The organism is Pedobacter kyungheensis (genome assembly GCF_000812965.1).
In the GTDB taxonomy this organism is placed as follows: Bacteria; Bacteroidota; Bacteroidia; order Sphingobacteriales; family Sphingobacteriaceae; genus Pedobacter; species Pedobacter kyungheensis.
The window spans coordinates 1-19,557 of sequence record NZ_JSYN01000050.1 but is presented as its reverse complement, the minus strand read 5'-3'; the positions used below and the strand labels follow the sequence as shown (position 1 = coordinate 19,557).

Sequence of the window (19,557 nt, the reverse complement as noted above, 5' to 3'; positions counted from 1 at the left end):
TCGTCATTGCGAGAAGGCTTTTTCAGCCGACGAAGCAATCTTTATAGCAAGAATTACCGGCAGAAAGATTGCTTCGTCGTTCCTTCTCGCAATGACGATTTTTCGAGTAGATCAATGCCGTTAGGCTCTCCCTGTCATTCATATTGATTTTTATACAATAAATAATTCCCTCAGCATGACAGACTTTTTTAGTGCTACAATTAATGAATTCTGAACGAGATGATTGGCTTTGCACTAAGAACATTCCAACCTTAAAACATTGCAACTTTACAACATTTATTATTTCTCCTTCAGCTTCTTATCGTACTCCTTTTGCAAATCGGCTAATGCAGCATCATAACCTTTTCTATCGATAAAGACTGCAGGATTATAGGCATCGCTGGGTTGGTGTTTGGTATGCAGGTTAAACTGGCTGGCATGTGAGGATAACCAGATATCAAATGAAAGCTTTTTCATGGCTGCAAGCGTATAGGCATAATCTTTCGCAATCTCCGGGTAAGCACTAATCTGATCAAACTTCTCATGCGTGACAATGGTTGGCATATTGGCAATGAGTACCCTATACGTTTTTTTACCGTCATTAACATTAAAAAGGAAACTGCATGAGCCTTTGGTATGGCCAGGATGATGCAACAGTACCAGTGTCATGTTACCCAATTTAACCGAGTCGCCATTTTTTAACAACCGATCGGCCTTTAAAGGTGTATATGAACTTACCTTACCGCCCAGTGCATAATCGGTACGGCCACCACTGGCCAATACATCAGCATCTTTTGCATCGATAAAAAGCTTAGCACCTGTTTGTTTTTTGATGGTACCCATTGCCCCCATGTGATCGAAATGGGCTTGTGTGGTAGAAAGTATTTTAATATCAGCAAATTTAAAGCCCAGCGCTTCTACGTTGGCTTTAATCTGACTGGCGGAATTGGCCAATCCGGTATTAATGAGGATATGCCCTTTTGGGGTAGTAACCAGATAGCAAGCCAGATCATAAGTACCCACATAATACAAATTGCCCACAATGCGGAAAGGCTGGTAAGGTTTAGACCATTCGGCCGGGTTATTGGCCGGCTCTACTACCTGCTGAGCTGCAACAATAGTATTAAGTAATAATGCAGTAAGTGCAATCAGGGTTGTTTTTATAGATATCTTTAGCATATACAAAGATTTAAAATCTGCGCCGAAATGCGGCATTTTTCAATGTATTTTTCGCTAAAAATTAAAAGACCGCTTGCGTAAGCGGTCCATAAAAGTTTTCTATCTAAATATTTCTTTAATTGATGCGTATCATCAACATTATCATCCTAACTTTCCATGGTGATGTAATTAAGCTCCTGATCTTCTGTCGTATTTACAACTAAAACATATTGTGAAATTTCACGATCTAACCCAAAATCAGCAACTGTAAAATTATCATCTTCTTCCGGATAGAAACCAATTCGCCTTAAAGATACAACCGACAGTAACTGTTCATCTTTATTTAGCTTCTTATCCGTTGTTAAGAGTAACGATTCTAATTCTTCATCCATTTCATCTATATGGAAATCTAAAAATTCCTGTACATCATTTCCTTCTTTGAAATCCTCTTGAATGAAATGTTTAAGCTTATCGACAAATTCAGGCAATTTCTCTAATATGTTGTTAACGATTAACAAACGGCTTTCGGCAATGGTATTACTTTCAAAGTTAATATCCAGCTGTATCTGACGACCTTCGAAGTCAATATCGGTTGAATAATAGTCCTGGAGTGCATCTGGTTTTAGTTCTTCAAAATAGCGCAATTTCATTTTATAATAGTTTTTGGTGAAGATAATTACTTTTCGTCCTTACCTGCAATATTCATCTGCTGTCCTGTTGCTTTCAAAATAAAATCGGTTATTGGAGTAGGGTTTGGCAAGCTGTGCGGATGGTGGTTAACATTGGGCTTATGGATGACTTTAATATCGCCTCCATTTTCGCGTACTATTTTTTCGAATGGTGTAGTGTTTTCCGCTATAGGTACCACATCATCCGCATCGCCAACTACATGCAGCATCGGAAAGCCCAGTTTGGCAATTTTCACTGCATTATCTAAAGGGTTTTGATTAAAACGATTGGCTTCTTCATCATTCAGCTGGTAATCTTTTTTAAAAATCTCCCAATCTGGCTTACTTCCAGGTCCTTTCCCCTTCCCTCCCGGCCAGCTTTTTAAATCGAGCACAGGCGCATCTGCATAAATACAAGCCACCTTTTTGGGATTAGCCAAAGCCCAGTTGTACACATAAACACCACCACGGCTCATGCCCTCCAGAGCTACTTTTTTGTTTAAGCCACCTTTTCGCATCAATGCATAAAATTTGTTCCATAAAGTAATGGCCTCTGCATTGCCAAAAAGTTCGGCTACATCGCAGTAAACCACATGAAAACCCCGTTCGAGCAGCGATACATCGGCTTGTGGTTCGTGCCCCCAGAAACGTGCACGCCACACCCATGGGTGCCCTTTAGCTGCTACTTTAGGTTTAACAACCTTACAATCGCGACCATTAAACTTAAAGCTGGCACATTCAAAACCGTAAAAACTGCTGATGTTCTTTTCTGCATTTATTTTGGTGTAAATATCGAAACCTGCATTGCCTTTAAAGACTATCGTTTCATACAAACGTGACGCAATGAGGCTTACTCCGGCGACTGAGGGATGAATTTTATCAGGAAACAGCTCTGCTTTATCTACAAATAAAGGATGAAGATTAATCAACTCCAGTTTTTCGTCAAAAGCCACCTGCTGTATCATCGGAATAATCCGGTTTACCAGTACACGATCAGAAATGGAATTAGTATCGGCATTAAATGTAGCAACCGGTGCTATTAAAATGATGCGTGGTTTGGTGGGTAACTGCCTGAAACTGTTAATCAGCTCTTTGTAAGTACTTTCAAATTCATTGTATTTATCTCTATTCGGTCCCTTGCTATCATTGGTTCCCAATTTAATAAGCACAATATTGGGTTCGCTTTTTAATGCATCGGCATAAGCCTTTGTTTTCCAATAAGGATTAACCGTATTTTTCAACACAGTAGCACCGCTATGGCCAAAATTCATTACGTCGTAACTGCTCCCTAACATATTTTGCAACTGCGCAGGGTAACTGTTTTTTTCACGGTTGGCAAGTCCCAAACCATAGGTAATGCTGTTGCCTATACAGGCTATTTTAATTTTTTGCTGCGCATAAACTGAAAAAGGGATTCCCACTTTACACATACACAGTGTTATAAAAAAAATAAAAAAGTGCCTTTTCATAAGTAAGATCATAAATTTGGTTCTATTTGGTATAGTTTATCTGATTTAGATTCAGGAATTTGAAGAAACGCATTTATTTGTGCAGTTTGTTTAGCGATTTTGCCAAGCTTTTAAATAATATTGGCACTAGGTGGAAGATAAACTAAATGCGCAGCGCACTGTTAATTTTTACCATGTAAGACATTGAAGAGAATATAAGTTTATGCAGGCTTATTTATCTTAAATGGTTAAATAATGGGTTTAGGAGAATGTTATACATTTTTTCACCACCTCAGACTACTAAGACATCTTAACAAGATGCAAATACGGACGGGATTATAAATCCCGACCAACGAGGTAAGTCAACCAACAACTCAATTCAAACTGCTATGCAACTCCATTTCAACACTTAAACACCTATTAATCAATACACTAAATCAATTATTATATTAATTAAGACTGCCAACCCCATCCCAAAAAAAATCAACCCTCCTATAAAAAAATTCAACTCCTTTAAAAATGAAATATCGTATGGTCTTTGTTTGTAAAATTTGTTTCTGAGCATTATAATTAATCCAACGATCATTATAACAAAACCCATTGAAAATAATGTAATATCCATCCTTATCTTGTTATGTTTAAATATAAAATATATCAATAAAAAGGAGGATGACCCCTATTGATAAATAAAGAATAAAAAATAGATAATACCGCATGAACCGCGCAGGTTTAGGCTGATTAATTATTGCTGTGATTTTGTGATTAAAAAGAACTGCCACTAAAAGATGAAAGCAACAGATAAAAAAAAGAACAGCCTTCCAGTTGAAAGGTAAAAAGTTGTTAATAAAATATAACCATGCATAATGGATAATTAACAAAATAGTAAAAGCTGAACTAACCTTATAATTTTCGGAATGATACCCGTCGCTTAGCCAGAAATTTTTAACAAAATGTAATGCATATGCATTTATTGAAATGATGTATCTATTGATTAAATTTTGCATATGTTGTATTAATACTGCTTTTTAATGCACTTATATTTCATTTAAATATCTCTTCTATTAATTGTTTAAAATAAATAAAGCTAAAATCACTGAATTAATAACACTTTTTTTAACAAAAACCTGTTTCTTGCGGTTAATTAGTTAAAAAATGGGGCTATCCATAAACCAGCTTGAGGTTACCAATGCCCGACAACGAGATAAGTTTTTTATTTCCATATGAGGATAAAAATATTGACGAGAACTACAACAGAAATCCTGCAATAATTGGATGAGGTAAAAACATCGCTATTCTTTTTTCTGCTTAAAAACAGATATAGTCCAATCGCTAAAAGCAACAATGCCTCTATTGAATAGAAAAACCAAGCCTCTTTGCCAAACATTTTAACAGAACAAGAACCAATAATTGACCAGATTATGGAATACAATATCCCGAAAGATATTGAGCGGAAAATTCTTTTTTCATTTTTAACAGCGAAAAGATACCAGCAAAATAGCAAATAATAAAAAGCCAATAAATAACAAGATACAAGTGCAGGAACAACCGATTTCGTTTCCAATATTACTGCTGAAATAGCAATCCCTCCAAATATTAGTTCTTCGGGTTTAAATCCTTTTTTTAACAACATAAATTACAATACGGTCGGGATTACAAATCCCGATCAACGCGGATATCATCCTTTAGATTATTTACAACGTTCGCAAATTTCTTTCTAAATCCCTCAATATTTTCTTTGTTCTCTGACCATGTAAATGAGTTAACTATAAAATCATCTGCATCAATTAATGAGATTCCAAGCGCATCTTTTAACACTATGACTGATATCATTTGAGAGGCACCTGCAATTTTAAGTTCCGCAATTGCCTGTTCGATATTTACACCATCATAAATCAGGTTAAAAATCTCTTTGTACTTACTTAAAGTATCAAAACTCATTATTTTATTTTAAATGTTTTATCAAAATTCATGTCCTGAAGTCCCCTCGCTGGAACACGCGTGCTACATGTGCATTTCCATACCACTTTACAGTTCATCTAAATCTATCAGCCTTTGGAATGAAGCATGCACTAGCAGGGAGTCGGGATTACAAATCCCGACCAACGGGTAAATTATCCAATACCTTTATAATTTTCATTTTTAATCTAACTAATTACCTTTTTTACCTCATTTATTAATATCAGTAAACCATATAAAACTAAAATTGCAGCACCTAAAAACACCTTTAATTTAGTAACAAACAGCATATCACTGGTTTCATATTTATAGAATTTATTTTTTAACATTATGAAAATACCCAGCGCTACTGATAAAACGCCAACAATAAAAAACAGAAAATTCATTTTTTCTTTTAAATATAATAGATTCCTTATTCTGTAAAACCGCGCATTCTTAAAATCGAGAAAAAGAGCGCCATAGATACAAAAAAATATAAGATTGTAAAAAAGGCACTTAGATTTCTACGCTTTTTCGTTTCGCCTTTAAATTCATTGATAATCAGATCCTGAGTACCTAAATGAATCATCAAATACCTGAATAAGATAAATAACGGTATAACTAGTATTAAGCACAATTTCGCAAGTCCTTGTATGGTAAACAAGGTAAATTTATGCTGATGTGTTAATAGCACAATTCCTTTTAAAATTGTTAGAGTATTAATGAAAAAGAAAACGAAAAGCACACAGTAAGTTTTAAAGAAAGGAATTTCGCTCCCATCCTGAAAATATGTATAAAGGCGATAATAGTAATATCTGACTATCCTCATTGAATTTTCTATTCCTGATTATAAAACTACAAAACTGTTTAAAAAGGATTGCTTCACCCCCACTCACCATCCTTCCCTACTGTTCGCAATGACGAATGGGTACAGGTGTTCCCGAACTTAATTTATTTAAATCTTTTCGTACCGCAATGCCACGCAACCATTTGCCAAAGTTTGCGTGTCTATCAGTTTTAAGCCCAGATTTGCGGGCAACTGCATTTCGGCAAACAAGCGCCTGCCCTCACCAACTATAAGCGGATGCACCACCATATGAAATTCGTCAACCAAACCCAGCTCAATTAACCTGGCGGGCAATTCTACCCCACCTGTAGAGATCGCTTTACCGGGTTGTTGCTTTAGCCTGAGTATTTCTGCCTCCAGGTTATCGCCAATAAGGGTTGTCTTCTTGTCGTTAACCTCTTTTATCGTGCGCGAAACCAGCACGCGGTCTAAACCCGAGAATACCTTCGCAAAAGCATTTGCCGACCTATCCATCGATTGTGTTTCGGCAACTTCGGGCCAGAATGGCACCATCAGCTCGTAGGTTTTACGACCATAAATGATCAGATCTACGCTTTCTAACAATTCCCTGAAATAATCCTGAATTTCATCGCCGCCAGTAAATTTGGTGTGATCGCAGCAGCCATCTAATGTGATGTTAATACCATAAATCAGCTTTCTCATACCGGTTAATTTTATCTGGCTTAAAATTAGGAAAGTTTTGATGCTTTTCTGCTATTAAGTATTTTCGTGCTGTCTATCTCTTTGGCAAGTGCGTATTATAGCGGTGTACCCCATCAACAGCACCATACCAGATATTGCCTTCATTATCTTCCTGAATCCCGAAAATCATCGGCTGAGTAATGACTTCAGTTACTTTTGGCTTTTCATCTGTGAGCGTTTTGGCCTCATATCTGGATAGTACCCAATTCTTGCCTTTGGCACTTTCTGAGCTGGTCCAGATGTTTCCTTTTTTATCTTCGTAAACATAACCCACAAATTGTGGTGAGAAATTGGTAAATGTATGACCATCGTAACGCCAAAGTCCATCGAAACCGCCCAGCCAGATATTGCCTTTTTTATCTTTGATAATTGAACGCACATTGGTAAAAGGTTTACCATCTTTCCTGGTTATGGTGGTAAATGCCTTAGCCTGTACATCAGCCTGGCTTGCATCATAAATACGGGCATTTCCCCGTGTAGCAATCCAAAATTTTCCGGCTTTGTCTTCAATTATCGCATTAACATCATTATGCATCCAGCTATCTTCGGGTATCGGTTGCTGGAAAGCTGAAACATGTACAGAATCGGTCTGTTTAACCGGTAACGCTTCCGTCATCCTGAAATTCTGAAAGGCTTTTCCCTCCCCCTCAGGCAGGCGCGGATTATAACGACTGACCCCACTTCCGGTACTCAACCAAATATTACCGGCCCTATCTTCATAAATACTGGTAACCACATCGTTAGCCAGGCCATCTTTTGTTGTAAAATGCCGGAAAGATTTTCCATCATAATAATAAACACCTGAACCAACAGAAGCGAACCAAAAATTTCCTTTTCTATCTTCCAGAAGCGAGAAAAAACGAGCAGAACTTACTGTACCGGTGATATTGGTAAATTTATTCTCTTCCTTTGGCTGGCGGGTATCGTACTTAAAAATCCCCTGCCAAGATGCAATCCAGATGTTACCCTTCCTGTCTTGCTTAATGGTGCGAACAATTCCTTTGGGGCTTTGAGTAGCGGCTGTTGCACCCTTCTTTTCAGCAATACCTTTCGCTTCATTTTTTTGCTGCGCCTGTGCCGGGAAATAAATTACTCCTGCCAATACGATCAGCAGGTAGTAAAAAACGTTTCTTTTTTTCATCAGTATATAATTAAATTGATTGAGCGAAATTACTTTGATAACTTTCGGCGCAGGGCATTTGAATTGTAAATAAAAATGTAAACTTTGTAAATAAAAACCTGTCATTATGAAGATTAGCCTAAATATCATTTCAGGAAAAGGCAAATACTTTTGCGGATTCATCTTGCTTTCGTTTATCACGGTAATCTGTCTCAGTATGGCAGATCATAACGATTTTGAAACGGCGAGAAGGGAAGTTTTGCTTCGCAAGATCGGGCACGAACTACTCTTACAATCGGGCGATGGTACATCGAGGGTGATGCCTGTAAAAAAGATCTCAGAAAATGAATACCAAATCAGTTTTGAAAAAGAGCTTACTTTTCGAACAGACCTGCTCGTTAATACTACCCAGCGTTTGCTGGCCGGAGATCCGCTGGTAAAAGATTATGTTGTAAACGTAATAAACAGTAACCAACCGGGTGTAGCCTATGGATTTGCTATATCTAAAAATAAAAAAGATGATATTATAGCCTGCAAAGGCAGAGTGCAGCCCAAAGCACCTTACCTCATTAACATTAAATTTAAAACGGCAGGCATAAATATCGCAAAACATGAATATCTGCTGGGCAGTTTACCATTTTTAGCATTTGTAGGTTTTATTTTTCTACGCTCTGCAAAACCGCGAAAAGCATTAGTTCAAAACAATCAGGATACCAATACATTAAACATAGGCTCAGCCTTATTCGATACCCAAAACCGCAAGCTTATGGCAAACGGGCAAACCATCGATCTGACCGGAACTGAAACACGTTTGCTACTCATTTTCGCCTTATCGCCTAACCAAACGATAGCAAGAAGCCAGCTACAGAAAGAGATATGGGAAGACGAAGGCGTTATTGTGGGGCGCAGCCTGGATATGTTTATCTCCAAACTTAGAAAAAAACTGGAATTTGATCCGAATATCAATATTGTAGTCGTACGCGGTAAAGGCTACAGGCTTGAAACTAACGCTTAAAAAATCGGCCCTAAATATTTTATTATCAACAAAATACTGTTAGTCTTTTAGTAAGTAAGGGCCTGACGATTTCCAGCCAATTTTTCTATTCGAGAGCAACCAGGTGCGTCCTTTATCGTTATTACCCTGATAAAACAAATAGGTTTTGCCGTTACTATCCTCAAAAATACCCGGGTGACCAGATTCGCTGGCATTCCATTCGCCTGGCTTTCCATTAGCCAGGAAAGGTTTATCACTTAACCGCTGCCAGCTAATACCGTCGGTACTTTTTGCTATCCCGATTTGCTGGGGCACATTGTTGTAACTGCCTGCATAAAACATGTACAGGTATTTGCCTTTCTGAATAACCGATGCGGCTTCGATGCATTCGCCCTCCCACGCATACTCAGGCGATAAAATAGCGTTATCTACCGCCTGTTTCCAATCTTTTCTATCAAAATTGGTATTAGCTGGTGCAACAGCCACCCCTTGTTTCTGGATCTTACCCGCAGCATCGCGGGTAGCAAAGTACAGGAAATACTGATTTTTGAACCGATAAACATCAGCATCTATGGCCCGGCCGTTTGTCCAGCTTCCAGTTGGATGAAATATGGGGTTAGTAGCGTTTCGGGTAAAGTTTAAGCCATTATCAGAAAAAGCATGACAAATGGCATCTTTTTCGAAATTACCATAAGTTTGGTAAAAGATATGCACCTTACCATTGATTACTTTAGCGCAAGGTGCGCAAAGTCCTTTACTTTCATACGCCGCTTCGGGATTAACTTCGCCAATTTTTTTCCAGTTATAAAGATCGCTGCTTTCAGAAATCCCTATTTTCCAGCCATCCATGCCGTTACCGGTTTTAGGACTTTTAATAGAATAATACATCAGGTACTTTCCTTTAAACTTAATTACCGAGGGGTCTTTGCTGAATGGTACGCCTGTAGCGGTAGTATCGGCATAATACATTTTAGGATGTTGGGCCTTAACGTTAAATACGCAAAACAAAATCGAAACGGATAAGATATATTTAAGCATGTCTTATTAAAATATTTGATTCGGATACTGATCTTATTTAACTACCGGAAAAGCAACGATCCTAACCTTGGTGAAACCAAATGGCACCAGTGTTAAGGTTTCAACCTCGTTATTCACCTCTCCTTTATATACCCCCGACCGGTCGCTTACGGGTTGACGCGCAACCCCATCAACTACCTTCCAGTTGGGAATCTTCTTTCCTTTAGCTTTGATTTCGATGGGGGCACTATTCAAATTCCATACAAAATTTTGTGGCATCGGTTTAAACGATACGGAAAGATTTTTGGCCGGATCTGCGATGATACTTTCCAGTAAACCATAATTCCAGTCGCTTTTAGGGTATACACTAAAATAATCGCCTTCAACCTTGTTGTTTCCTTTTTCCCACTTCTCTTCCAGCTTTAATGCATATACCAAAGGTCCACGTTCAATAGTCCGCGAATTGTGCCCCCAGTTAGAGGTAGCAATCGTCATAGGCAATTTCAATGTAACCTTATCGCCATTGTTCCATTTTTGGTTTAACGCTGCTATTGTGCCACCTTTGGCCGATTTTATTTCTTTGCCATTCACCATAATTTTAGCCTCGTTACACCAGGCAGGGATCCTTAAGTGGAAAGGAAAAATCACAGCTTTTTTGCTTGAAAACACGAAATTGATCTCATCTTCAAAGGGATAACTGGTTTCTTCTTTAATGGTAACTTCCTGACCATTAACCATTGTTTTCAACACATTAGGCGCATAAACCAATGCTGCCAGCCCATTTCCATCTGTTTTATACCAAAGGCTCTGGGTATATTTTGTCCACCCCTGGTGCATGTTTGCCAAACAACAGGTATAACCGCTTCTCATCCCCAATACGTTATTCATTTCCCGATCAAAGGGTAGTGAAAAATCAAAAACGCCGCGGCTGATCTGCACCTGATTGGCCATTTGAAAATACTGTTTATTGTTATAATCGTCGGTTGTTTGAGGCGGGAGCGCATTAAATGCCATCCGTTCTAGAGCATCCATATAGGTTTCATCGCCGGTAATTTCTATAATTTTTTCGAGCGAATACATGGCTTCTACAGTAGCGCAAAGCTCGGTGCCCTGCGTAGGCAAATTTCCATGCAAATCTTCGTCTGCAGAAAAAATCCCCATGGGTAAACCGTGTAAAGTCATCAAATCTTTAAAGCCTACCTTTAAATCTTTAAGATAACGGGGATTTCCACTGCGCTGATAATCAATTGCAGGTGTTTTGAGTGCCATGGCCACATTTACACCATGCCTGCTCATCCACTGATCGTCATTTTGATAAGTGGCCGCATTAATTACCCAATCTCTGTTGCCTAACCAGTTACTCCATTGAAAAGATTGTTTTTGGATCAGATCAGCTAATTCCAGCAGCGATTTATCGCCATTAATGCCATATAACCACTGTGCCATGAGCACATTGTCGTGTCCGCGGGAAGTAGCCCATTCGGTCCAGTTACCAATTTTTACCGTTTTAAGCGCTTCTTTCTGATAATTGAAATACTTTTCCATAAAGGTAATCACCCTTTTATCGGCAGTTGCGGCATGATACTGTTGCAGTACTTTCAGCATCACCATTTTTGGCCACCAGTCGTCGCCATTTTCAGGGTGTTGAAGCGTAATTTCTTTGCCTTCACGCTCGGCTTTGGTAATGGCACCGAAATATCCCGATGGACGTTGATGATCCAATACCCAGTTGATGTATTTCAGCACCTTTTGTTGTAGTGCAGCATCGCCCAACTGGTAAGCCAGCGGAACAGCTCCATCGAGCCAGTAAGGGGTTTCTTCCCATGAATCGCCTTTACCTCCCAGCCAACCGTTATCATCTTTTAGCTTACTATAAACTTCATCCAAATGACCGGTAGTACCTTTCAGCATAATTTCTAACTGATCTTTTAACCAGCCTTGCGGTTTTATTGCGCCCAGCGGAACAGGAATATATTTCGGCTTGACGTAATTATCGGCTTTCTTTTTGGGTGGATCTTCTCCCTGAATTGGCTTAAAAGATAAAAGGCCAAGAGAAATAAGCGAAAATGCCAGCTTAAACTTCATTGTGATGCGTTTTAGTAATTTGGTTAGCAGCCCTTTTTGTTACAAGGCCAGAATCCAAAGTAAAGACTTTAGCTTCCTTTTAGCGATACATTCAGTCTCAATATTTCCACTATCTGTATCAATTTACAACCTAAAAATATATCAGGTTATCCAAACGTTCAAATTATTTAGAAATTATCTATTTAATTCCACTACACTTACAGGTATTAAGGGCTTTAGGAAATGTGTTTCATCAGCCGAAGAAATTTACTTTCTGAGTGTCACTTCAGGTAAAAGTAAGCTTATTTCCTGATGCACCAGGTGGTCATGGCGCGCATATTTTGCACATTGGTGGTTTTAATCGGCTCATGGAGTTCGCCACCAAGTTTTTTGGTTAGCCGCAGCAGCATTTCCTGATTAACCAAAAAGCGTTCTGTTCCATCAGGTAAAATATACCTGCCGTTTCCGATAAACTGAACTGAAGACTCTATGCCTATTTCTGAGGCCAAACGACAGAAAAAGTAGCCCCCAGGTTTAAGCACCCGCCACATCGAATCCAGCATGAGCTCAAAATGTTCGAGGTTTTCGGCAAAGTGCAGCACGGCACTGCTAATAACCAGATCAAACTGCTCATTTTCAAAAGGCAGGTTTTCTACTGCTGATACCTGAAAGTTTTCTTCGGGATTAATATGGGGATAGGCAGCCGAAAATTCCCTAAGGTAATTAATAGCCTCAACTTTCTTGTCTACGCCGTATACCTGATATCCGCTGTTTAAAAAATAGATTAAATTTCTGCCTGTTCCACAGCCGGCTTCTAAAATGTTGTTACAATTGGTATAGGTTCCTTTAAGCAGCTGATCAAAGAGATAAATGTCTATGTTTCCATAGGTTTCCTGCAGGTTTAGCTTAGGTATCATTCAGGCGCAAAGATAAAAGAATCGCCTGAGATACCTGAAGAACAGTGTAAATACTTTAAAGCATTCAATCCTAATTTATCATTAAAGTAGCTTTTTTAAACCGGGCTTTTCAACAAAGTAATCTGGGCTTTACAGCAAAGCTGCAGCGGCAGATGTTGCCTAATTTTGTTTAATCAAAACATGGAGCTTTCTGCTACCCTGAAATGATCAAACTAAAGATATGGATTCAATAAACAGAACAGTACTAATCAATCAAAGGGAAACAGTACAGGAGCCAAAGCTGGTGTTAAATTCTTATACAGGAGCAAACATTGAAGGTGAAGCTTTTGTAACCGATCACATCTTCAGCTATATCCTGCAAGGCAAACATGATGTCTGGCTTGGAGATAAAAAATACGCTTTTAAACAAGGCGACTTCAGGTTTTTCAGGCGAAACCAACTGGCCCGGTATGTTAAAAATACCAGCGATGGAGGTTTCAAGTCGGTAGCTGTTCATATTGATCAGGCTACCCTGCGTGAAATGAGTGACCGTTATGGATTACTGGCAAATCAACTGCCAACCCCCACAGAACCCTTTTTGCTCCAGCCTGACAATCTGCTGCGCGGTTTTAGCACATCACTTATTCCTTACCTCAATCAGCCAAGGGTGGACGAGCGAATTGTTTTACTTAAAACACAGGAGCTTATCTTACTGCTCATACAAAACGATCCCAGATTAAAAAATATCCTATTCGATTTTAGCCAACCCGGCAAGATTGATTTGGAAGCTTTCATGAACAATCATTACAGATATAACGTAAGTATCGAACGCTTTGCTTTTTTAACTGGTCGCAGTCTTTCTGCATTTAAAAGAGATTTCGATAAGCAGTTTCACTTAAGTCCCAACAGGTGGCTAATCCAAAAGCGATTGCAGGAGGCTAAGTTCCATATTGAAGAGAAAAATGAAAAACCTTCAGATATCTACCTGGATCTGGGTTTTGAAGATCTTTCTCATTTTTCTTATGCCTATAAAAAGGCGTTCGGTTATGCACCAAATAAAAAATATTCAAATCAATAAATAAAATAAAAATGGACATACAATTAAAAGGTAAAAGAGCCCTGGTTACCGGTTCAAGTTCCGGTTTGGGTGAGGCAATAGCAAACATGCTGGCCAGTGAGGGGGCTACAGTGATTATCCATGGCCGTGACGAAAAGCGTACCGGTCGCGTGGTACAGCAAATATTGGCAAAAGGCGGTTCAGCAACCATGGCTATCGGCGATCTTGCTACTGACGAAGGGGCTGATCAGGTGGCCGCAGCTGCCTTATCTGGTGGACAGATTGATATCCTGGTGAACAATGCGGGTGCAACTTCCCACAAATCATGGGGAGAGGCCAGTGCTGAAGACTGGATGGATATTTACAATACGAATGTGGTTTCTTATGTGAGAATGATCCAGCGTATTGTTCCACAAATGAAACAGCTTGGCTGGGGACGTGTAATACATATTGGTGGCGGATTAGGTATTCAGCCGATCAAAGAACAGCCCCATTATAATGCAACCCTGGCCGCACGCCACAACCTTTCGGTTTCACTGGCGAGATCGATCAAAGATACCGGCATTACCTCGAATGTGGTATCTCCGGGAGCAATTATTAACCCCATGGTTGAAGAATGGCTTAAAAATGCGGCCCCTAAATTTAACTGGGGAACAGACCCTGAGGAAATCAAATACAAGGCTGTTCAGGAGCTTATACCCAATGATACCGGAAGATTTGGGGAGCCTGATGAGATTGCCGGTGCGGTAACTTATCTCTGCAGCCGCTTTGCAGACTATATCAGCGGCGCTGTACTCCGCGTAGATGGCGGCACGATCCGTTGTCTGTAGAAATAAAAAAGGGAGCTGATCGAAATATCGGCTCCCTTATCTTAATTTATTTTAAACTAAATATTTTTCCTGCTTTAGGAAATAAATTCGTTGCTTACCCCTATTGCGTTTGCCCGCCAGAGGATATAGCCAAGCCTTCCACAGGTTTCAGCAACAAAATATTCGATATCTGCAGGTACATCGTTTACAATCCGGTAACGGATTTTGTATTTAGGGTTATAACTGATATAAACAACCAGGTCATCGCTGGTAAAGCCCCTGCCCGAAAGTGATTTCAGGTGGCTGGTTTGCAGTTCTTTTGCTGCTCTTTGCAGCCGGTCATTCATGACTTTTGCTAATGCCTTTTCGGGTTTAAAATCGGTCTCCAATATAGCTAAAACGGTTACGGTCATGCTGCAAATATATCATTGGCTTTCATTCCTGCAAGTGCTACGACCTAAGCTCCTGATAATGAAAGGAAATAATTTTAGCCTGTAAGGCCTTTGCCTGAAATAAGCAAAAAAGCGCATAGCATTAGCCTGAGGTATAAAACACGCCTATCGGATGCTGCTTTTAATTTTTGAATGAGGCCCGAAGAAAAATCCCCATAAAGTTACAAGCAAAATAGAAAATCAGCTATGCACAAATAGTAATGGTAATTATCATATCTTTATTTTTATTGATTGCTTTAGCCTGCCTGACCATGATTTTTGTCGATCAGCCGATCTGTAAATATTTTTATGGCAGGATAAAAAATATAATTTGATCCATCCTATGAAAGCTTTTGTATCCCTGTTATGGCTAAGTTTTATTGCTTCTATATCGTTACGTGCACAGGAACTGGATAGCATCAGGTTTAAAGTAGCAACTGCACCCGAATGGAACAATCTGTTTAACAGAACGGATGGCTGGTTTGGTGGCGATGGGATTTACAGCATTGCATTAAACGGAAAAGAATCTTCGCCTCCTAAAGCGAAAAAGACCTTGTTTATTTTTAGCGATAGCATGATCGGGAAGGTAAGCGACGGCAAAATGGAGCCTAACGCCGTAATGATCCACAATGCAGTTGCAGTGCTGTATGGTCATGAACCCGATCCCAATAAAATCAGTTTTAGCTGGAAAAATACCTATCAAAAACCCGAATCTATCTTCGTGCCCAAAACACCATTAACGCAGGCTGGCGACTATTACTGGCTTGGCGATGGTTTTGTAAACCAGGAACTGGATAATGCCACTTTCATTTTTGGTTACCGCATTAAAAGTACAGGTGGTGGTGCTTTTGGCTTCGCCGAAGTGGGCAATACTTTAATCAAAATTAAGGCTGGTGAGGCCTTGCCTTTTCAAAATTACGAACAAAAGGATACCCCATTTTATCTCGACCAGGATGGTGAAACAGGTTCTTTTGGGGCAGGCATTTATATCAATACCAAACAGGCCGGCGAAGTAAATGCCGATGGTTACATTTATGTGTACGGCACTTTCGGAAAAACCAAGAAACTTTTCGTTGCCAGGGTGCTGCCAAAAGATTTTGAAAACTACAACAAATGGAGCTACTGGGATGGAGCCAATTGGCAGGCCGACATTAAAAAATCGGCGGCAGTAACAGATCAGGTTTCAAACGAACTCAGTCTTTCGCAACTGCCTGATGGACGTTATGCACTGGTGTTTCAGCAAAGCGGTATTGGCAGACAGATTTGTATGCAGGTGGGCAAAACACCTTACGGCCCTTTTGGTAAAGTAATTAAACTGTGGGATACTTCGGAAGCCATTGAATTGAAATCATTTTTTACTTATAATGCAAAAGCGCATCCTAGTTTATCCAAAAAAGGAGAACTGCTGATTAGCTATAATGTAAACTCATTCGATTTTTTAAAGGATCTGCAAACGCATCCTAATCTTTATAGACCGAGGTTTATCAGGGTAAAATTTGAAGGGATGTAATTATGAATGCGATTTGAACAGTTACTCGTAATATTACCCATAATATCGGAACTATTGGCTTCGCTCAGGTTGTTGCTGCAACTGCATTGGTTAAACGGTTCAGCCGGTCGTAAGTATAAGTGAAAGCATTGGTTGCCCCGTTAGTATAACTCTGACCATAAAAATAAAAAACCTGGCGCTAAGGCCAGGCTATAAGTTATCCGCTTACGCACCCTATTAATTAATCCCTAGTCTCCCTACCCTCAATCCAAGGGCTCAAGACTACGGATAGATGGTACATTTTAGTTTTAACGAGACCCTAAGACTGGACTGGAATTACATAGTTGCCATCGTTAGAATCGTAATCTTCTAAATTGAATATTGGATTAATATATTTAATTATATCTTTCTCAACGATTATCTCATACTCGTCAAATATTGGTTGTTGGCAACTTGGACATTTATCCAATTCCGATATTCCATAAACCTTAACTTTATCAAGTCCTGGCATTCCAATATCGGCACCTCCCCATCTTATTAAATCCCCTATAAGGTATTGATTCTGCCAGGTATCACCAAATTTAAATTGGATATTAACCATAAAAATACTACTGCAATTTTGGCACTTAATGTCAACTTTTAAAATATTGTAAGCCCCCATATTAAAATGTTTGAAAAGGCACCCCTGCTGCCTTCATAAATTTAAACATCCTTGTATCCCTTGTAATAATTGTAGCGCCAGTGTTACTGAAAAATGAACACATATAAATTCAAAACTAAAATAATAATTATCCTGATATAGTGAGAAGGCTTGTAAAGTTCACTTGTTCTAATACATTTTAAGTATAGAAAATAAATCATTAGGATAACAAACTGGGCTGCGTAAAAAAATAATTGATAACTACTGCTAATTATAATAATTGCTATACAAACTAAGACCAGGCTATAAGTTATCCACTTACGCTTCCATTAATTAATCCGTAGTCTCCCTACCCTCAATCCAAGGGCACAAGACTACGGATAGATGGGAACCGGGGCTATAAATCCCGACCAACTAGGATACAGCTTCTCATACTTTCCAACAGATATCAAAATCTTAGTCAGTAAGTGCCAAGAACAATATATTATCGCTCTATATACTTTTTATAATAGTCACAGAAATAGTGTCTCTCTTAATCAATTTATCATTATCTTTTAATGTGCCTATACCAACTATAGCATACTTTCCGGCCTTTGTAAAAGCTCCAGCAAGTTGTAAAGTATTTGTTTTAATATCAGAGAAAATATATTCTTTACTATTAACCAATATTTTGAATGTCGATTTAAGTTTTGGTGGATTTGCAACTGTTATATAAAGATCATCAATATTTTTGTAGCTATTTCCCTGTCTAAGAATTTCGAAGCCATCATTCTTACGAACAGCAAATTCTTCGCTGAGTAAAGTACCAATAACTTGTTTTATAGTTCCTGAATTATTATAATTAATATATAAAAAATCATTAGGCATGTCTCTGTGATCTCTGACCCAATAACCCGTTGGTTGCCCCTTTTCTGAGTAGTATATTTGTTCAGCATACAATCTCCCTTTGAATGAGAATTTTTCAGCCTTTAGCTTTCCATTAGAATAATACTCATATTCATGGCCATTGATAACACCATCTTTGTAAGATGTTTTCCTCTCCAGCTCCCCATTATCATAATACTTGAAAGACCAACCATCCATTTTACCGTTTATAAAATATCCATCAAATATTTTAATACCTTTTCTATAAATACGACTCCTTCCTTCGAAATTACCGTTTGAATTTAATTTGTAGCTTTCTCCACTTTTACTCAAAATTCTATAATAGAATTCTTCGTTTATGTAGCAAAGAACTATCACAAATGAAACTAACAGGGCAACAAAATCAAAAAAATATTTTTTCTCATTAACTTTTATTTATTGTTACTATGATTGTACTTAGGTGTTGTTGTTAAGCTACCATCTGAATTCAAATATAACTTCGTTCCACTGGATGAAGTTCTTCCCATAAATTGTTGGCTTGTAATAGTGTCCCCTCTTTTGTCATCTATTAACAAATTTGTTAACACAGATGTATCTGCTGCTACTTCTTTTTTAGTTAGGTACTTCATCAATTTTCCTTGGGATATATTATCTGCAGCACCAAATGCATCAAAAGGATTAAAAAATGGAGGAGGAGAACTGTTTGTCCTTAGTTGCCCCCCATAACTTAATAATGAAGAAATGTCTCCCAAAGAACTTATTTCCTTTGCATTCGGGCCAAATCTTGCATCAGGATCAGGTCCCATTCCATTCCCACTATTATACATTGTCCAGCCGCTTCCTATTGGGCTATCCTTTTGCTGGAAACTCTGCAACCAATTGGAAAGCATTTCGAATCCAGTGACTATGATGTTATTTGTTGGCACATAACTGGCCTGACCATTTTCGCCTAAGAGTACGCTTCCTTTTGCTTTCTGTTCTCCAATACTCGCGGTTTCGATTATAGAACCTGGAGCTCTATAATCGTCATACCCTGCAGTCTTAGCTTGCTCAGCAGTATTAATATTTTCATCCCATGTCCAAGTATTACCTTTTTTTACCCAATCTTTACCTTCCATTCCATCAGGGTCAACAAAACGTATCGGGTTATTGAAACCATAATTATAAGATGAATATCTTCTCATCTTCTCCGCCAGTGGATCAATCACGTTCCATCTTCCAATCACCGGATCATAAAACCTTGCGCCGTAATCATACTGCCCCAGCTCCTCCTGCAACTCCTTGCCATTGTAAAGATACTTGTTTACATTGGCATTTGGAGAACCTTCTTTTCTTAATCCAAAAGCATAGTAATCATCACGTTGTATTACCTCTAAAGCATAGGGAGGTATAGGGCTTTGTTTAAAAGTTACCCTAACATTCCCCAAGTGATCACTCAG

At 38.8% G+C, this 19,557-nt stretch carries 18 protein-coding genes; 4 read left to right on the top strand and 14 right to left on the bottom strand.

Annotated features, from left to right (window positions below):
- Positions 1–279: 279 nt before the first annotated feature.
- The 7 genes from bla to OC25_RS26025 form a co-directional block, all read right to left on the bottom strand.
- Positions 280–1,158 carry a subclass B3 metallo-beta-lactamase gene (gene bla, locus OC25_RS26070; protein ID WP_082018726.1) on the bottom strand — a complete coding sequence of 293 codons (879 nt, stop codon included), beginning with the start codon at positions 1,156–1,158 and terminating at the stop codon, positions 280–282.
- 146 nt (positions 1,159–1,304) lie between these two features.
- Positions 1,305–1,787, bottom strand: coding sequence for a DUF2004 domain-containing protein (locus tag OC25_RS26065; RefSeq protein ID WP_039483259.1), 483 nt, complete (start codon positions 1,785–1,787; stop codon positions 1,305–1,307).
- A gap of 26 nt (positions 1,788–1,813) precedes the next feature.
- Complete coding sequence (locus tag OC25_RS26060; RefSeq protein WP_052266496.1) at positions 1,814–3,235, bottom strand: GDSL-type esterase/lipase family protein; 1,422 nt, start codon at positions 3,233–3,235, stop codon at positions 1,814–1,816.
- Between the two features lie 1,668 nt (positions 3,236–4,903).
- Positions 4,904–5,191 carry a hypothetical protein gene (locus tag OC25_RS26040; protein WP_039483248.1) on the bottom strand — a complete coding sequence of 96 codons (288 nt, stop codon included), beginning with the start codon at positions 5,189–5,191 and terminating at the stop codon, positions 4,904–4,906.
- A 206-nt stretch (positions 5,192–5,397) separates the two neighbouring features.
- On the bottom strand, positions 5,398–5,595 hold the full coding sequence (locus OC25_RS26035) for a hypothetical protein (protein ID WP_039483246.1): 198 nt from the start codon (positions 5,593–5,595) through the stop codon (positions 5,398–5,400).
- A gap of 548 nt (positions 5,596–6,143) precedes the next feature.
- Positions 6,144–6,698: a dihydrofolate reductase family protein gene (locus OC25_RS26030; protein ID WP_039483244.1), complete on the bottom strand. Its 555-nt coding sequence runs from the start codon at positions 6,696–6,698 to the stop codon at positions 6,144–6,146.
- Between the two features lie 73 nt (positions 6,699–6,771).
- The gene (locus OC25_RS26025; protein WP_039483275.1) at positions 6,772–7,878 is read right to left on the bottom strand and encodes a ligand-binding sensor domain-containing protein; all 1,107 of its coding nucleotides are present in this window, start codon (positions 7,876–7,878) and stop codon (positions 6,772–6,774) included.
- Between the two features lie 106 nt (positions 7,879–7,984).
- Between OC25_RS26025 and OC25_RS26020 the strand changes: the two genes are divergently transcribed.
- Positions 7,985–8,872 carry a winged helix-turn-helix domain-containing protein gene (locus tag OC25_RS26020; protein ID WP_039483241.1) on the top strand — a complete coding sequence of 296 codons (888 nt, stop codon included), beginning with the start codon at positions 7,985–7,987 and terminating at the stop codon, positions 8,870–8,872.
- A 39-nt stretch (positions 8,873–8,911) separates the two neighbouring features.
- Here the strand turns inward: OC25_RS26020 and OC25_RS26015 are convergent, their stop codons facing one another.
- From OC25_RS26015 to OC25_RS26005, 3 genes are all read right to left on the bottom strand, one after another.
- Positions 8,912–9,889, bottom strand: coding sequence for a family 43 glycosylhydrolase (locus OC25_RS26015; protein ID WP_039483239.1), 978 nt, complete (start codon positions 9,887–9,889; stop codon positions 8,912–8,914).
- A 33-nt stretch (positions 9,890–9,922) separates the two neighbouring features.
- Entirely contained in the window at positions 9,923–11,953 is a 2,031-nt protein-coding gene (locus OC25_RS26010) for a beta-L-arabinofuranosidase domain-containing protein (protein WP_039483237.1), read from the bottom strand.
- A gap of 281 nt (positions 11,954–12,234) precedes the next feature.
- The gene (locus OC25_RS26005) at positions 12,235–12,849 is read right to left on the bottom strand and encodes a class I SAM-dependent methyltransferase (RefSeq protein ID WP_039483234.1); all 615 of its coding nucleotides are present in this window, start codon (positions 12,847–12,849) and stop codon (positions 12,235–12,237) included.
- A 220-nt stretch (positions 12,850–13,069) separates the two neighbouring features.
- Here OC25_RS26005 and OC25_RS26000 point away from each other — a divergent pair, with 220 nt between their 5' ends.
- Entirely contained in the window at positions 13,070–13,906 is an 837-nt protein-coding gene (locus OC25_RS26000; RefSeq protein ID WP_052266495.1) for an AraC family transcriptional regulator, read from the top strand.
- 11 nt (positions 13,907–13,917) lie between these two features.
- A complete protein-coding gene (locus tag OC25_RS25995) occupies positions 13,918–14,715 on the top strand; it encodes an SDR family NAD(P)-dependent oxidoreductase (protein WP_039483232.1) in 798 nt (265 codons plus the stop codon).
- A gap of 74 nt (positions 14,716–14,789) precedes the next feature.
- Here the strand turns inward: OC25_RS25995 and OC25_RS25990 are convergent, their stop codons facing one another.
- Entirely contained in the window at positions 14,790–15,107 is a 318-nt protein-coding gene (locus tag OC25_RS25990) for a hypothetical protein (protein ID WP_039483229.1), read from the bottom strand.
- A gap of 361 nt (positions 15,108–15,468) precedes the next feature.
- Here OC25_RS25990 and OC25_RS25985 point away from each other — a divergent pair, with 361 nt between their 5' ends.
- Positions 15,469–16,635: a DUF4185 domain-containing protein gene (locus OC25_RS25985; protein WP_052266494.1), complete on the top strand. Its 1,167-nt coding sequence runs from the start codon at positions 15,469–15,471 to the stop codon at positions 16,633–16,635.
- A 298-nt stretch (positions 16,636–16,933) separates the two neighbouring features.
- On the opposite strand, the gene OC25_RS25980 is transcribed toward OC25_RS25985, so the two are convergent.
- From OC25_RS25980 to OC25_RS25970, 3 genes are all read right to left on the bottom strand, one after another.
- Positions 16,934–17,275, bottom strand: coding sequence for a hypothetical protein (locus OC25_RS25980; protein WP_039483226.1), 342 nt, complete (start codon positions 17,273–17,275; stop codon positions 16,934–16,936).
- A gap of 471 nt (positions 17,276–17,746) precedes the next feature.
- The gene (locus OC25_RS27245) at positions 17,747–18,451 is read right to left on the bottom strand and encodes a toxin-antitoxin system YwqK family antitoxin (RefSeq protein WP_052266493.1); all 705 of its coding nucleotides are present in this window, start codon (positions 18,449–18,451) and stop codon (positions 17,747–17,749) included.
- 98 nt (positions 18,452–18,549) lie between these two features.
- Positions 18,550–19,557, bottom strand: a 1,008-nt coding sequence (locus tag OC25_RS25970; protein ID WP_039483222.1) for an RHS repeat domain-containing protein, incomplete at its 5' end; no start/stop codon positions are given.

Coding starts and splice junctions, on each gene's coding strand:
- bla (WP_082018726.1), bottom strand. CDS start 1,158: ATGCTAAAGATATCTATAAAAACAACCCTGATTGCACTTACTGCATTA.
- OC25_RS26065 (WP_039483259.1), bottom strand. CDS start 1,787: ATGAAATTGCGCTATTTTGAAGAACTAAAACCAGATGCACTCCAGGAC.
- OC25_RS26060 (WP_052266496.1), bottom strand. CDS start 3,235: ATGTGTAAAGTGGGAATCCCTTTTTCAGTTTATGCGCAGCAAAAAATT.
- OC25_RS26040 (WP_039483248.1), bottom strand. CDS start 5,191: ATGAGTTTTGATACTTTAAGTAAGTACAAAGAGATTTTTAACCTGATT.
- OC25_RS26035 (WP_039483246.1), bottom strand. CDS start 5,595: ATGAATTTTCTGTTTTTTATTGTTGGCGTTTTATCAGTAGCGCTGGGT.
- OC25_RS26030 (WP_039483244.1), bottom strand. CDS start 6,698: ATGAGAAAGCTGATTTATGGTATTAACATCACATTAGATGGCTGCTGC.
- OC25_RS26025 (WP_039483275.1), bottom strand. CDS start 7,878: ATGAAAAAAAGAAACGTTTTTTACTACCTGCTGATCGTATTGGCAGGA.
- OC25_RS26020 (WP_039483241.1), top strand. CDS start 7,985: ATGAAGATTAGCCTAAATATCATTTCAGGAAAAGGCAAATACTTTTGC.
- OC25_RS26015 (WP_039483239.1), bottom strand. CDS start 9,889: ATGCTTAAATATATCTTATCCGTTTCGATTTTGTTTTGCGTATTTAAC.
- OC25_RS26010 (WP_039483237.1), bottom strand. CDS start 11,953: ATGAAGTTTAAGCTGGCATTTTCGCTTATTTCTCTTGGCCTTTTATCT.
- OC25_RS26005 (WP_039483234.1), bottom strand. CDS start 12,849: ATGATACCTAAGCTAAACCTGCAGGAAACCTATGGAAACATAGACATT.
- OC25_RS26000 (WP_052266495.1), top strand. CDS start 13,070: ATGGATTCAATAAACAGAACAGTACTAATCAATCAAAGGGAAACAGTA.
- OC25_RS25995 (WP_039483232.1), top strand. CDS start 13,918: ATGGACATACAATTAAAAGGTAAAAGAGCCCTGGTTACCGGTTCAAGT.
- OC25_RS25990 (WP_039483229.1), bottom strand. CDS start 15,107: ATGACCGTAACCGTTTTAGCTATATTGGAGACCGATTTTAAACCCGAA.
- OC25_RS25985 (WP_052266494.1), top strand. CDS start 15,469: ATGAAAGCTTTTGTATCCCTGTTATGGCTAAGTTTTATTGCTTCTATA.
- OC25_RS25980 (WP_039483226.1), bottom strand. CDS start 17,275: ATGGGGGCTTACAATATTTTAAAAGTTGACATTAAGTGCCAAAATTGC.